Source organism: Streptomyces sp. NPDC059003 (assembly GCF_042740445.1).
Taxonomy (GTDB): domain Bacteria; phylum Actinomycetota; class Actinomycetes; order Streptomycetales; family Streptomycetaceae; genus Streptomyces.
This window is the reverse complement of record NZ_JBHYJH010000001.1, coordinates 62,105-76,512: the sequence shown is the minus strand read 5'-3', so window position 1 is coordinate 76,512 and position 14,408 is coordinate 62,105. Positions and strand designations below refer to the sequence as shown.

10 protein-coding genes are annotated in these 14,408 nt (G+C 72.9%); 7 read left to right on the top strand and 3 right to left on the bottom strand.

Going from position 1 to position 14,408, the window contains the following annotated elements:
• Nucleotides 1-13: 13 nt before the first annotated feature.
• The gene (locus ACFWZ5_RS00360; RefSeq protein ID WP_384786826.1) at nucleotides 14-757 is read right to left on the bottom strand and encodes a helix-turn-helix domain-containing protein; all 744 of its coding nucleotides are present in this window, start codon (nucleotides 755-757) and stop codon (nucleotides 14-16) included.
• A gap of 249 nt (nucleotides 758-1,006) precedes the next feature.
• Complete coding sequence (locus ACFWZ5_RS00355) at nucleotides 1,007-2,203, bottom strand: ROK family protein (protein ID WP_384786823.1); 1,197 nt, start codon at nucleotides 2,201-2,203, stop codon at nucleotides 1,007-1,009.
• A 200-nt stretch (nucleotides 2,204-2,403) separates the two neighbouring features.
• Here ACFWZ5_RS00355 and ACFWZ5_RS00350 point away from each other — a divergent pair, with 200 nt between their 5' ends.
• The 7 genes from ACFWZ5_RS00350 (at nucleotide 2,404) to ACFWZ5_RS00320 (ending at nucleotide 12,928) form a co-directional block, all read left to right on the top strand.
• Nucleotides 2,404-3,924 carry a sugar ABC transporter ATP-binding protein gene (locus tag ACFWZ5_RS00350; RefSeq protein WP_384787027.1) on the top strand — a complete coding sequence of 507 codons (1,521 nt, stop codon included), beginning with the start codon at nucleotides 2,404-2,406 and terminating at the stop codon, nucleotides 3,922-3,924.
• The gene (locus ACFWZ5_RS00345; protein WP_384786820.1) at nucleotides 3,921-4,925 is read left to right on the top strand and encodes an ABC transporter permease; all 1,005 of its coding nucleotides are present in this window, start codon (nucleotides 3,921-3,923) and stop codon (nucleotides 4,923-4,925) included. Before ACFWZ5_RS00350 ends, ACFWZ5_RS00345 begins: the two co-directional genes overlap by 4 nt.
• Nucleotides 4,922-5,947 (top strand): ABC transporter permease, encoded by a 1,026-nt coding sequence (locus tag ACFWZ5_RS00340; RefSeq protein WP_384786817.1) that lies wholly within the window; start codon nucleotides 4,922-4,924, stop codon nucleotides 5,945-5,947. The genes ACFWZ5_RS00345 and ACFWZ5_RS00340 overlap by 4 nt, the downstream gene beginning before the upstream one ends.
• The gene (locus ACFWZ5_RS00335) at nucleotides 5,944-7,146 is read left to right on the top strand and encodes a substrate-binding domain-containing protein (protein ID WP_384786814.1); all 1,203 of its coding nucleotides are present in this window, start codon (nucleotides 5,944-5,946) and stop codon (nucleotides 7,144-7,146) included. Before ACFWZ5_RS00340 ends, ACFWZ5_RS00335 begins: the two co-directional genes overlap by 4 nt.
• Nucleotides 7,143-8,015, top strand: coding sequence for a sugar phosphate isomerase/epimerase family protein (locus tag ACFWZ5_RS00330; RefSeq protein WP_384786811.1), 873 nt, complete (start codon nucleotides 7,143-7,145; stop codon nucleotides 8,013-8,015). The genes ACFWZ5_RS00335 and ACFWZ5_RS00330 overlap by 4 nt, the downstream gene beginning before the upstream one ends.
• 71 nt (nucleotides 8,016-8,086) lie before the next feature.
• The gene (locus tag ACFWZ5_RS00325; protein WP_384786808.1) at nucleotides 8,087-11,212 is read left to right on the top strand and encodes a ThuA domain-containing protein; all 3,126 of its coding nucleotides are present in this window, start codon (nucleotides 8,087-8,089) and stop codon (nucleotides 11,210-11,212) included.
• A 129-nt stretch (nucleotides 11,213-11,341) separates the two neighbouring features.
• Nucleotides 11,342-12,928, top strand: a complete 1,587-nt coding sequence (locus ACFWZ5_RS00320) for an FAD-dependent monooxygenase (RefSeq protein WP_384786805.1) — start codon at nucleotides 11,342-11,344, stop codon at nucleotides 12,926-12,928.
• 87 nt (nucleotides 12,929-13,015) lie between these two features.
• On the opposite strand, the gene ACFWZ5_RS00315 is transcribed toward ACFWZ5_RS00320, so the two are convergent.
• A complete protein-coding gene (locus ACFWZ5_RS00315) occupies nucleotides 13,016-14,203 on the bottom strand; it encodes an aminoglycoside phosphotransferase family protein (protein WP_384786802.1) in 1,188 nt (395 codons plus the stop codon).
• Nucleotides 14,204-14,408 lie beyond the last annotated feature (205 nt).

Sequence of the window (14,408 nt, the reverse complement as noted above, 5' to 3'; positions counted from 1 at the left end):
GCCGGGGTGCGGCCTATCGAGGCCGCCGCAGCCGCTGTGCGGCCGTGCTGAGCATGCGTGCCGTCCGCCGCGCCGCTTCGGTGGTGGCCGCCAGACGGCGGTGGTCCGTGACGGCCACACCGACGGCGGCGATGACCCGGCCCGACGCCGCGTGCACCGGCACCGCGAGGCAGGTCCGCTCGCCGTCCCACTCGTACTGATGGACGTCGGCGCCGTGCTCGCGCACCCCGCGCAGCCGACGGGTCCACTGGGACCCGGACAGCCCCGGAGGCGGCGGCCCGGGCCGTCCGGACGCGGCGAAGACCACGTCGGCGGCGCTGTCGGGCGGCAGGATCTGCCCGGGCAGATGGGGGAAGTGCTCGCGTGCCTCCGCGGGGATGCCGGTCACCACCGTCATCCGGCCGGCGGAGGGGGCGACCACGCAGACGGTGGCGCCGGTCGCTGAGACCAGGTCCCGTAACGGCAGGGCGGCGGTGCGCTCCCACCCCTGGTGCGCGGTCCAGGACCGTCCGAGGCGCGCGACGGTCGGGCCCATGCGGTAGCGGCCGCCGCAGGGTTCCACCGCGCCCAGGTCCGTGAGCTGGCCGAGCAGCCGGTGCACCGTGCTCTTGGGCAGCCCGGTATGGAGCGCGAGATCCGTCGGACCCGCCTCGCCGAGCCGGGCGAGCTCCTCCAGGAGCAGGAACGCTCCCTCCAGCACGCTCCGTCCGGCGGCGCGTTCGGCCGCGCCGCGCGACAGCGTTCCCCCGTGTTCCATGCTTTCCCCCGTGTCCGGCGACGCTCCGGGGCGCCTTCTCCGGCGCCTTGTCGTGCTCGCGGAGTCGTCTGCTCGGCGGACCACCCTAGAGCCGGTCCGCGCACATGCTGGAGAGGCCGACCAGACAGTCGTCCAGGGGCAGGAGTCGGCCATCCGCGACACCGACGCGCGGCAGTCGCCCGCCGACGTACGGCAGTGGAGCGCCGACGCGCGGCAGGGGAGCGCCGACGCGCGGCAGGGGAGCACCGCTCAGAACCCGCTCCCCGCCACCACCCGGTCCACCTGCCGCGGCGAAAGCGCGTGCTCCACCGCGAGGGTGCCCGCGCCGATCGCCGCCGCGTTCTCGCCGGTGCGGCTCGGCTCGATGCGCAGGACGTGGGTGGCGAGCGGATGGGAGCGGCGGTAGACCGCCTCCCGTACGCCCGCGAGGAGCTGGTCGTGGACCGCGGCGAGCGCGCCGCCGACGACCACCGTGTCGGGGTTGAAGAAGTTCACCAGGCCCGCGAGGACCTCGCCGACCGAGCGGCCCGCCTCGCGGACCATGCGGACGGCGTCGCGGTGACCGGATTTCACCAGGCGTACGACATCACGGCCGGTCTCCGCCGCCAGGCCGAGCGCCGAGAGCCTGCGCGCCAGCGCCGCGCCGCCCGCGACCGCCTCCAGGCAGCCGGAGTTGCCGCACCGGCAGGGATCCTCCAGGTCACCGACGCGGATGTGGCCGATGTCGCCCGCGCTGCCCTGCGCGCCGCGGTGCAGCCTGCCGTCCGCGACGATCCCGCAGCCGATGCCCGTGCCGACCTTGATGTAGAGCAGATAGCGGGTGTCCGGAAACGCCCGGCGCTGCTCGGCGAGCGCCATCACGTTCACGTCGTTGTCGACGAGCGCGCGCACGCCGAAGCGGTCGGCGAAGAACTCCGGGATGGGGTACTGGTGCCAGCCCGGCATGATCGGCGGGTCGACCGGGCGGCCGGTGGAGAACTCGACGGGTCCGGGCACCCCCACGCCGATGGAGCGCAAGGTCGCGGGCGCGCGGCCGGTCTCCTTCAGGAGCTCGTGCAGCGTGCGCTCGACGTGGCCGAGCACCGACTGCGGTCCGTCCGCGATCGACAGGGGGTCCTCGCACAGGGCGAGGGTCTCGCCGCCGATGTCCATGAGCGCCACCCGGCAGTGCGAGGCGCCCAGGTCGACGCCCGCGACGGCGTGTTCCCGCGTGCGCAGCCGCAGCCTGCGCGGCGGCCGCCCGCCCGTGGAGCCGCCGTCCGCCTCCTCCGCGACGAAGCCGTGCGCGATGAGCGCGTCCACGCGCTGCGAGACCGTGGAGCGCGCGAGCCCCGTCAGCCGGGCGATGTCGGCGCGCGTGTCCGCGGCCCCCGTACGCAGGAGGGCGAGGACCTCGCCCGGTGTGGAGACCGCGGGGGACGGGGGGTGATCCGGCGCTCCAGACATGGCAGTCACCCTAGGGACGAGTTCTGCTGCTCACAAGGCCGATGGTGTTCGACGATCGACCTAAGTCACCGTCAATTTCCTTGTGTACAAAGCTGCTTGGACCCTTGACAGGTCAAAGTCCGCTCATCACATTGCTCTGCAGACCGCTGCCGAAGGAGCCGAGGGTGCAGGCGATGCAGGCAAGGCAGGCGAACCGGGCGATGCTGACGATGCGCGGCGTCTCCAAGAGCTTTCTCGGGGTGCGGGTGCTGCACGGCGTCTCCCTCGACCTGGAGGCGGGCGAGGTGCACGCGCTCGTCGGTGAGAACGGCGCGGGCAAGTCGACCCTGATGAAGGTCCTCGCGGGCGAGCACGTCCCGGACGAGGGCACCATCACGCTCGACGGCATCCCGCGCTCCTTCCGCCACCCCGCGCAGGCCCAGGCCGCCGGAATCGGCATCATCCACCAGGAGTTCGCACTCCTCGAACACCGCACCGTCGCCGAGAACGTCTTCCTCGGCCGCGAGCCGACCCGCTACGGCCTCGTCGACCGCCGCGCGATGGAGGCCCGCACCGCCCGACTCCTCGACGAGGTGGGCGTGTCGGGCATCGCCCCGCGCACCCGCGTCCGCGATCTGTCCGTCGCCCGCCAGCAGACCGTCGAGATCGTCAAGGCACTCGCCTCCGACGTCCGCGTGCTCGTCATGGACGAGCCGACCGCACCCCTCGCCGACCACGAGGCGGGCCTGCTGCACGCACTCGTACGCCGCCTCGCCGACCGGGGCCTCGGCATCCTGTACATCTCGCACCGCCTGCGCGAGGTCTTCGAGCTGTCCGGGCGCGTCACGGTCCTGAAGGACGGCCGCCACGTGACGACGGCGGCGACCGCGCGGACGGACCCCGATCAGGTCGTACGCGCCATGGTCGGCCGGGAGCTGAGCGCCTACTACCCGCCGCGCGCCCGCCCGGAGGACATCGGCGACGTCCGCCTGACCGTGCGCGGCGGCGGCAACGCCCGCCTGGCCGGCATCGACCTGACGCTGCGCGCGGGCGAGGTCACCGGCATCGCGGGCCTGCAGGGCTCGGGCCGTACGTCGCTCGCCCGGGCCCTGTTCGGCGCGGCCCCGTTCACCGAGGGCACGATGACGGTGGACGGCGCCGCGCTGCGACCGGCGTCCCCGCGCCAGGCCATCCGCGCGGGCATCGCCCTGGTCACCGAGGACCGCAAGGCCGAGGGCCTCGCCCTGCGCCAGTCCGTGCGCGACAACGCGCTCCTCGTCACCCGGGCCGTCCCCGCCCGCCACCCTCCCCTCACCGCGGCCGAGGTGACGGCGCTCCTGGAGAAGGTCCGCCTCCAGGCGCGCGGCGAGGACCAGGAGGCCCGCTATCTGTCCGGCGGCAACCAGCAGAAGGTCGTCATCGCCAAATGGCTCGCGGCCCGCCCCCGCGTGCTGCTCTTCGACGAGCCGACGCGCGGCGTGGACGTCGGCGCGAAGGCCGCCCTCCACACCCTGGTGCGCGACCTCGCCCGGGAGGGCCTCGCCGTCCTCATCGTCTCCTCGGAGCTGCCCGAACTCATCGGCATGAGCGACCGCGTCCTCGTCATGGCCCAGGGCCGCATCGCCGGAGAGCTCCCGGCCGGGCCGACGGAGGAGGAGGTCATGCGGCTCGCGACGGCACGGGACACGCAGGCCCCGCCCCCGACGGGGACTCCCCACGCAGCAGAGGAAGGAGCCGCATGACCGGCACCGCCGTCGCGCCGCCGCCCGCCGTGAAGTCCCGCGCCCCGCGCCGCACCCCCCGCCTCACCGACCCGGCCGTCGGGGTCTGGCTCGCGGCCGCCGCCGTCACCGCGCTCGGCTGGACCGTCGTGGCCGCACGCGGCGGCGACTTCCTCACGCTCACCAACGTCGTCGGCATCCTGCAGAACTGCGTCGCGCTCGGCCTGGTCGCCGTCGGCCAGACCGCCGTCGTCCTCACCGGCTCCCTCGACCTGTCGGTGGCGTACCTCATCAGCCTCGGCACGCTGGTCGCCGCCACGACGATGCGGGACAGCGGCGTCGTCACGGCCGTCCTCGCCGTGCTCGCCCTGTCCGCCGCCGTAGGGCTCGCCAACGGCCTCATCGTCACCGGACTCAAGGTCAACGCGTTCATCGCGACCCTCGGCACCGCGTTCATCCTGCGCGGCTGGATCGAGGACCACTACACCGGGCCCGCGGGCCGCGTCCCCGCCTCCTTCCAGCGCCTCGGCTACGACCGCGTCGGCCCGGTCCCGGTCTCCCTCTTCCTCCTCCTCGCCGTGGCCGCCGCGCTCTGGGTGCTCACGCAGCGCACCCGCTTCGGCCACCACCTGTACGCCACCGGCGGCGACGAACACGCGGCCCGCCTCTCCGGCGTCCGCACCCGCCGCACGGTGATCGCCGCCCACGTCCTGTGCTCGCTGTGCGTGGGCGCCGCCGCCCTCTTCCTCGCCTCGCGCCTCGGCGCGGGCGCGCCGTGGGCGGGCACCGAGGCCCGCTACGACCTGGAGTCCATCGCCGCCGTCGTGCTCGGCGGCACCGTCCTCGCGGGCGGGCGCGGGGGAGTCACCGGCACGCTCGGCGGCGTCCTCGTCCTCGCCGTCCTGGACTCGGTCTTCAACCAGCTGGGCGTCGACCCGTTCTTCAAGAACGTCGTACGCGGCGTCGTCATCATCGCCGCCGTCGCCCTGTACGCCCGGCGCGGCACTAGGAGGACCGCATGAGCGCCGACACCCGGCCCGCGCCCTCGACGCGGGCGCCCTCCCGGCGCGGCGCGCGCCTCCTCGGCAGCGGCACCCCCGTCTACGTCCTCCTCGCCGTGCTGCTCCTCGCGCTCGCCGCCACCGACCCGGGCTTCTACGAACCCGACCGCTTCCTCGCCTTCGTGAAGCGCGCGGCGCCCCTGGTGATCCTCGCCGCGGGCCAGTACCTGGTCATCGTGTGCGGCGAGTTCGACCTGTCCGTGGGCGCGATCGTCACCGCCGGGGTCGTCGCGGCCGCCGAGGTGTACGGCACGTACCCGGACGCCCCCTGGCTCCTGATGACCGCCGGGCTCCTCCTGGCGGGAGCCGTCGCCGGACTCGTCAACGGCCTGATCACGACCCGGCTCCGCGTCCCGTCGTTCATCACCACGCTCGGCATGATGCTGATCCTCGAAGGCGCCGTCTTCTACTGGACCGGCGGCTCGCCGCACGGCCAGCTCCCGCAGGACTTCCGCCAGTTGGGCCGGGGCACGGCCATGGGCTGGCTGCCGTGGGCGGTGCTCGCCTGCCTGGCCGCGGGCGTCGCCGCGGTGCTCCTGATGCGCTCCGACTTCGGCCGTACGCTGCTCGCGACCGGGGACAGCGAGCGCGCGGCGCACCTGGCGGGCGTGCGGGTGCACCGGGCACGGGTCCTCGCGTTCGTGCTCTCCGGAGTGGCCGCCGCGCTCGCCGCCGTCCTCGTCGGCGGCTTCTCCGGCGTGTCCGCGCAGGCGGGCCGCGGCTACGAATTCGAGGCGATCACCGCCGTCGTCCTGGGCGGCGTCGCCCTCGGCGGCGGGCGCGGCAGCGTCGTCGCCGCGATGGCGGGCGCCTTCTCGCTGCAGGCGCTGTTCACGCTGCTCAACCTCCAAGGCGTGTCCGGCGCGCTCGAGTCCACCGTCCAGGGCGTCATCGTCATCGCCGCCGTCGGCATCGGGGCCGCCGACTTCTCCCGCCTGCGCCGTCGCCGCCGTACCCACTCCCCGGGAGGGACACCCTCATGATCCGCAGACGCACCCTCGCGTCGGCCGCCGTCCTGCTGACGGGCGCCCTGCTCACCTCGTGCTCCAGCGACACCCCGCCCGACGCGCCCGCAGCGGCGGACCGCAGCGGGGACACCGGCGGCGACAAGCCCTCGGCGTTCTTCGAACGGGCCGAGTACGACCGCCAGTTGACCCTCGCGAAGACGACCCCCAAGGGACCGGCGGGCAAACCCTGGGAGCAGATGCTCGACCCGGAGATGACCAGCACCGCCCGGTACGCGAAGAAGGGGCAGGGCGGCGTGCACCTGTGCTTCTCCAACGCGGGCGTGTTCAACCCGTGGCGGCAGGTCGGCCTGAAGACCATGAAGGCCGAGGCCGCACTCCACGACGAGGTCGACGCGCTCACGGTCCTCGACGCCCAGGGCAAGGACGACAAGCAGATCTCCGACATCCAGGAGCTCGCGGGCGACAAGGACTGCGACGCCCTCATCGTCTCGCCCAACACCACCGCGACCCTCACCCCCGCCGTGAAGGCGGCCTGCGGCAAGCTGCCCGTGATCGTCTTCGACCGCGGCGTCGAGACGGACTGCGCCGTCACCTTCATCAACCCGATCGGCGGCTACGGCTACGGCGCGGTCGCCGCCGACTTCCTCGTCGAGAAGGTGAAACCCCAAGGCAAGATCCTCGCCCTGCGCATCTCGCCCGGCGTCGACGTCCTTGAGACCCGCTGGTCGGCGGCGAAACGCGCCTTCGACAGAAGCGAACTCGACGTCGTGGACGTGAAGTTCACCGACGGCGACCCGGCGAAGACCAAGTCGATCGTGTCCGACGCCCTCGCCCGGCACGGCTCCGTCGACGGCGTGTGGATGGACTCCGGCGCCACCGCCGTGGCCGTCGTCGAGGCCTTCGAGGACGCGGGCGAGGACGTGCCGCCCCTCACCGGCGAGGACCAGCAGGACTTCCTCCAGGCGTGGAAGGACAAGAAGCTCACCGCGATCGCGCCCACCTATCCGACGTTCCAGTGGCGCACGCCCGTCATCGCCGCCCTGCGCGTCCTCAAGGGCCGCCAGGTGCCCAAGGAGTGGAAGCTCCCGCAGCCCACAGTCACCCAGGACAACCTCGACGACTACCTCCAGGACGGCATGCCGCCCCTGCACTACGCCATGTGCGGCTGCCAGAAGCTGCCCGGTTTCCCCGAGAAGTGGGGAGGCAGGAAGTGACGGGCGCCGTGTGGCCGCTGGGCGCGAACCCGTGGATCTGGCACTCGCCGGTCACGGCCGGGGCCCTGGCCGAGGTGCTGCCGCGCCTGGCCGCCTGGGGCTACGACGCCGTGGAGCTGCCGCTGGAGCAGCCCGGTGACTGGACGCCCGTGGCCACCGCGCGGCTCCTCGAAAGCACCGGCCTTGCACCCGCCGCCGTCATCGCCGTCATGCCGCCCGGGCGCGACCTCGTCCGCACCGAACCGGCGGCCGTGCGCGCCACCCAGGACTATCTGCGCCACTGCGTGGACGCCGCCCGCGCCGTGGGCGCACCGGTGGTCGCCGGGCCCCTCTACGCCGCCGTCGGCCGCACCTGGCGCATGACGCCCGAGGAGCGGTCCGCCGCGTACGAGGAGTGGCGCGCGCACATCGCGCCGGTCGTCGACCACGCCGCGCACGCCGCGGTCCGCCTGGCGGTCGAGCCCCTCAACCGGTACGAGACCAGCCTGCTGAACACCGTCGCGCAGACCCGTGACGCCCTGCGCGGGCTCCCCGAGGACGGCATCGGCATCGCGCTCGACACCTACCACCAGAACATCGAGGAACGCTCCCTGCCCGCCGCCGTCGAGGCCGCCGCGGGCCGGATCGCGCACGTCCAGGTGTGCGCCAACGACCGCGGCGCCCCCGGCGCGGACCACCTGGACTGGCCCGGCTTCCTCGGCGCGCTGCGCGCCGGCGGCTACCGCGGCGCCCTGTGCGTCGAATCGTTCACCGCGCACAACGCCGCCATCGCCGTCGCCGCTTCCGTCTGGCGGCCGCTCGCCTCCAGCCAGGACGCGCTCGCCACGGACGGCCTCGCCTTCCTGCGGCGAGCCGTCGCCGACCGCTGAGTTTCCGGCACCCGTACGTTCCGTCCGCAGACGCTCAGAGAGGACCGGTCATGATTTGTCATGTCCGCGACATGTATCGAGGGAGAGGCCGGTGGCGTACGGCCGTCGGTGCCCTGGCGGCGCTGATCCTCGCCATCGGCTTCCTGCCCGCCACCGCGGCCACCGCCACCGCCGCCGACAAGGCCCCCGCCTTCCGCGCGCTGCTGTTCACCAAGGCCGTCGGATACGTCCACGACTCCATCCCGGCCGGCATCACGATGGTCGAGGAGCAGGCCGCGGCGAACGGCTTCGAGGTCGTCCAGACCGCCGACTCGGCCGTGTTCGACGACGCGAAGCTCAAGGACTTCGACGTGGTCGTGATGCTCCAGAACTCCGGCATGGTCTGGGAGACCGACGCCCAGCGCGCGGCCGTGCAGAAGTACGTGCGCAGCGGCAAGGGCATCGTCGCCCTCCACAACACCCTCGACATGGGCATCGAGGACACGTTCCCCTGGTGGGACGACACCATCAACGGCGGCGCCCACATGCCCGCCCACTCACCCGGCGTCCTCAAGGGCACCGCCAAGGTCGCCGACCAGGTGCACCCCTCCACCAAGGGCCTGCCGCAGCGCTGGGAGCGCCCCGAGGAGTGGTACAACTTCGACAAGAACCCGCGCGGCGACGTGCACGTCCTGGTCTCCACCGACGAGACGACGTACAACCCCGGCGGCTCCGCGATGGGCGCCGACCACCCCATCTCCTGGTGCCGCAACGCCGAGGGCGGCAAGGTGTGGGCCACCGCCATGGGCCACGACAAGGCCTCCTACAGCGAACCCGCCTTCCGCGCCCATGTCCTCGGCGGCATCCAGTGGGCGGCGGGCAACAAACCCGGCGACTGCGGCGGCACCGTCTGGTCCGGCTACGAGAAGGTCACCCTCGACGACAACACCGCCGACCCGATGGAGCTCGACGTCGCGCGCGACGGCAAGGTCTTCTACGCCCAGCGCAACGGCGAGGTGAAGATCTTCGACCCGGCCACGCACACCACCACCTCCGCGGGCAAGGTCGACACCTACACCGGCGGCGAGGACGGACTCGTCGGCATGGAGCTCGACCCGGACTTCGCCAGGAACCGCTGGATCTACCTCTACTACGCCCCGGCGAAGGCCACCGACGACGTGAACCGCCTCGCGCGCTTCACCGTCAGGAAGGACAACACCCTCGACCTCGCCGGCGAGAAGAAGATCCTCGACGTCCCCGCCTACCGCGACCGCACCTTCCCCGAGCCCGGACACACCGGCGGCGCCGTCGAGTTCGGCCCCGGCCGCACCCTGTACCTCGGCGTCGGCGACGACGTACCCCCGAACCTCGACCCCGACTGGCAGGGCTACGCGCCGCTCGACTGGCGCCCCGGCAAGCAGATGCTGGACGCCGCCCGCACAGCCGGCAACACCAACGACCTGCGCGGCAAGATCCTGCGCATCAAGCCCACCGCGAAGGGCGGCTACACCATCCCGAAGGGCAACCTCTTCAAGCCCGGCACGAAGAAGACCCGGCCCGAGATCTACGCCATGGGCTTCCGCAACCCCTTCCGCTTCACCGTCGACCAGAAGACCGGCGACGTGCACGTCTCCGACTACGGCCCCGACCGCGGCGGCCCGACGACCGACCGCGGCCCCGAAGGGCTCGTCGAGTACGACGTCATCAAGAAGGCGGGCAACTTCGGCTGGCCCTTCTGTCACGGCAACAACCAGGCGTACGCGCCCTACAACCCCGACACCCAGCAGGTCGGCGCCAAGTTCGACTGCGCGAAGCCGGTCAACCCCTCGCCGAACAACACCGGCCTGAAGGACCTGCCGCCGCTGACGCTGCCCGAGGTCTGGTACGGCTACGGCGCGTCGAAGGAGTTCCCGGAGATGGGCACCGGCGGCTCGGCGCCGATGAGCGGACCGGTCTACCGCTACGACGCGAAGAACCCGTCCACGACCAAGTTCCCGCAGTACTTCGACGGAGCGCAGTTCTTCTACGAGTGGGCCCGCAACTCCGTGAAGGAGATGCGCTTCGACAGCTCGGGCAGGCTCCTGAAGATCAACGACTTCCTGAAGTCCGTGAAGTTCACCAAGCCGATGGACATGACCTTCGGCCCGGACGGCTCGCTGTACGTCCTGGAGTGGGGCAGCGAGTTCGACGGCGGCAACAACGACTCCGGGCTCTACCGCGTCGACTACGCCCAGGGGCAGCGGCGTCCGGTCGCCAAGGCGAAGGCGTCCGCCACCGACGGGCCCGTGCCGCTGAAGGTCGACTTCTCCAGCGAGGGCAGCAAGGACCCCGACGGCGACCCGCTCACCTACGCCTGGGACTTCGACGGCGACGGCACCTTCGACTCGACGGACCCGAACCCGGCCCACACCTACACCGCCAAGGGCGACTTCAACGCCCAGCTGAAGGTCACCGACTCCACCGGCAGGTCCGGCTACGCCAACATCCCGGTGACCGCGGGCAACACGGCACCGAAGGTGAGCGTCGAGACGCCCGTCGACGGCAGGCTCATCGCCTTCGGCGACAAGGTCCCGTACAAGGTGAAGGTCACCGACCCCGAGGACGGCCCGGTCGACTGCGCCAAGGTCTTCGTGAACCCGGCGCTCGGCCACGACGACCACGAGCACCCGACCACGGACATCCCCGGCTGCGAGGGCACCATCGACACCGGCGACCTGGGCGGCCATCCGGAGGGCGCCGACCTCACGTACGTCCTGAACGCCAGGTACACCGACAAGGGCGCCGCGGGGACGAGCCCCCTGACCGGCCACGGCCGCTCGGTGCTCCAGCCGAAGCACAAGCAGGCCGAGTACCACGACGACCAGGCGGGCACCCGGATCGTCGCCCAGGCGGGCGCCGAGAACGGCAAGCGCATCGGGGACATCAGCAACGGCGACTGGATCGCCTTCACCCCGATGAGCGTCGAGGGCGTCACCGAGGTCGCCTACCGCATGTCGTCGCCGTACGGCACCGGCACGATCGAACTGCGCGCCGACGCCCCCGACGGCAAGCTCCTCGCCACGACGCCCGTGCTCAACACGGGGGACTGGGACACGTACCGGAACACCCCGGCCGTCGGTGTGGAGGCGCTGACCGGCACGCACAAGCTGTACCTGGTCTTCAAGTCGCCGCAGAACAACTCCTTCGACGTGGACGCCGTAGCGTTCTCGAACGGCTGATTCCGCAGCGGTGCCCGGCCCCTCCGCCGCCGTGCGGAGGGGCCGCGGCCCAGCGCGCCACGCCGGGCAACCCACCACGGAGGGCATACGGTCGGGCCTTGCTCGTCCCGGTGGGCAGGAGGAATCGACATGAGCGTGGCGAACGCCGAGGTGGCGGTGCTGATCGTCGGCGGTGGGCCGGTCGGGCTCACCGCGCGGGCACTCCTCACACGCTGGGGCGTGCGGACACTCCTCGTCGAGAAACGCAGCGCCCTCTCGCCCTTTCCCCGGTCGCGCCTGGTCAACGTGCGCACGATGGAGATCTACCGCGGGCTCGGGCTCGCCGGCACGATCGCGGCCGCCGCGTTCCCACCGGAGTACGGCCGCATCCGCTTCCGCGACACCCTGTACGACCGCGACTTCGCCTCGGCGGCGATGGTCGGCGTCCACGCGCCCGTGCCCGAGAGCCCCGCGATCGGCGTGGTCACCTCGCAGGACCGCCTGGAACCCACCCTCCTCGCGGCGGCGGACGCACCCGTGCGCTTCGGCGTCGAGCTCGTCGACCTGACGGAGAACGCCGAGGACACCGAGGGCGTCGTGGCCGTGCTCGTCGACCACCGGCACGGTGAGGAGACGCGGGTCCGGGCCCGCTACGTACTCGCCGCCGACGGCGCGAGCTCCACCGTCCGGCCGCTCCTGGGCATCGGCACCACGGGACCCGGAGCGATGGGGAACTTCACCACGGTCGTGTTCGACGCCGACCTCGACCACTGGTGCGCCCGCCAACCCGCCGGGGTGTACGCCACCGCGCACGGATCGTTCGCGCCGCTGTACCCGGAAGGTGGCTGGGCCTGGTTCGGCCCCACCCCCGCGGACCCCGCGCACACCGACTGGGGCGCCCTCGTCTCGGGCGCGCTCGGTCCCGGCACCGGGGTGCGGGCCGACGTGGCGCGGGTCGACGTGCTGCGGGTGCAGCACTGGGTGATGAACGCGTGGGTCGCCGAGCGCTTCCGCCACGGCCGGACCCTGCTGGCCGGTGATGCCGCGCACGCGCTCCCCATCACCGGCGGCCTGGGCATGAACGCGGGCGTCGCCGACGTGCACAACCTGTGCTGGAAGCTGGCGGGCGTGCTGCAGGGGTGGGCCGCGCCGGGGCTTGTGGACACCTACGGGACGGAACGGCAACCCGTCGCCCACGAGACGCTCCGCCAGGCGGTGGCCAACACCAAGCTCATGATCCAGGTGCAGAGCCGCCGCCGCGACCAGCTCCACTCCGGTGAAGTCGCCTCAGGCCGGATTGAACTTCCCTGGTCGGAGCAGTACTTCGCGCAACTCGGCCTCGTGCTCGGCGTCACCTACCGCTCGGGCGCCGTGCTGGGTGGCGACGGCGCCGCGTCCGATACGTCCGGGCCCTCTGCCGGCGGAACGGACTATGTCCCCACGGCAGAGCCGGGCCGGCGCATGCCGCACCTCTGGCTCGCGCCCCACCGCTCCACCCTCGACACCGTCGGCGAGTGGTTCACGCTGCTCACCCCGGACCCCGCCGCCTGGCAGCAATCCAGCGCACCCTTCCCGCTTCGCGTCGAGGCCCTGCCCCGCGAGCTGCCCGACTTCTGGAAGACCGGCCCGCACGGAGCCCTGCTCGTCCGCCCCGACGGCCACATCGGCGCCCGCTGGCCCGAAGGACCGCCCCACGCCGCCGCCCTCCACGACGCCCTCACCACGATGACCCGTTGACGTGCTGACGTAATGACGTGCTGACGTGCTGACGCACGGAACCCCGCGATGCGTCCCTGTCCGGCGCACCGCGGGGTTCCGCCCCCGTCAGCGAGTGCCGACCGCCGCGCGCACGGCCCGGCGGGCCATCTGGCAGTCGTCGTGCAGCCGCCGCAGCAGCAGCCGCTGTTCCTCGCCGGACGGCGCGGCACCGGCGTGTGCGGCACCCGGCGCCGTCGGCGCCGCTTCGTGCAGCGTGCGCTGCACGGCCGTCTCGCACAGCCTGATCTCCCGGGTCAGGACCAGCATCAGGTTGACCAGGAAGGCGTCGCGCGCCGCCGGACCCGGAGCCTGGGCGAGCTGGCTGATGTCCCGGCGCGCCACGGGGGCGTCACCGAGCACCGACCACAGCGTCGCCAGGTCGTAGCCCGGCAAGTACCAGCCCGCGTGCTCCCAGTCGACCAGGACCGGGCCCGCCGGTGACAGCAGGATGTTCGAAAGCAGCGCGTCGCCGTGGCAGAACTGCCACGTCAGCTGCGGACCCGACGGGTGCGCGTGCGCTATGCCGTGCAGCAGCTTCTGCAGATCCCCCATGTCCCGGTCCGTGAGGAGGCCGAGCTCATGGAAGCGCGAGATCCGCTTGCCGTAGTCCAGCGGCTTGCCGAACATCTCCTGCGGCGGGCGCCACTGGTTGAGCCGGCACACCGCGCTCATCGCCGCCCGCACGTCGGCGCGCGGCGGCGCCTCGGCGGGGTGGCGCTGGAGCGCGGCGACGCGCCCCGGCATCCGCTCGATCACCAGCGTGCAGTCGTCCGGGTCCGCCGCGATCAGGCGCGGCGCGCGGACCGGCGGACGGTGCCGGACGAACGAGCGGTAGGCCGCTATTTCGTGGCGGATCCGCTCCGCCCACAGCGGGGAGTGGTCCAGGAGGCACTTGGCGACGGCCGTGCTGCGACCCGTCGTACCGACGAGCAGCACGGTGCGGCCGCTGCGGCGCAGCACCTGCACCGGGTGGAACTCCGGGCAGATGCGGTGCACCGACGCGATCGCGGTGCGCAGCTGGGCGCCCTGAGGGCCGGACAAGTCGAGTCTCCCGCTGAGCGGTCCGTTCGCGGTGGCCGTGGCGCGCCGCGTCCGGCCGGCGGCGAGCGGTGCGGCGGCGGGCCGGGCCGGGGCCAGATAGGGACCGCCGCCCGACAAGGGAGCCTCCGCGGGCCGGGCGGCGGTGCCACGGGGCTGAGGGTGGGGGCGCAGCGGCCGGTGCGGGGCGGACACGGAGGACGATGCTGCGTACATGGGCGATACAGATCCCTTCGTGTGCCTGTGAGTTGCGGCGCCCTCCCGCCCCGGCCGCTGTGGGTGCACCCTGGGGAATGCCTTGCGGCGACCGGGTCGGGGTGGCGCACTCCTACCTGACACCCGCAGCCCCGTGGCACACCATGTGGCGCACCCTGGCGAACCCTGGCGAATAGTCGCTCAGCAACTGACAGAGGGCTACTGT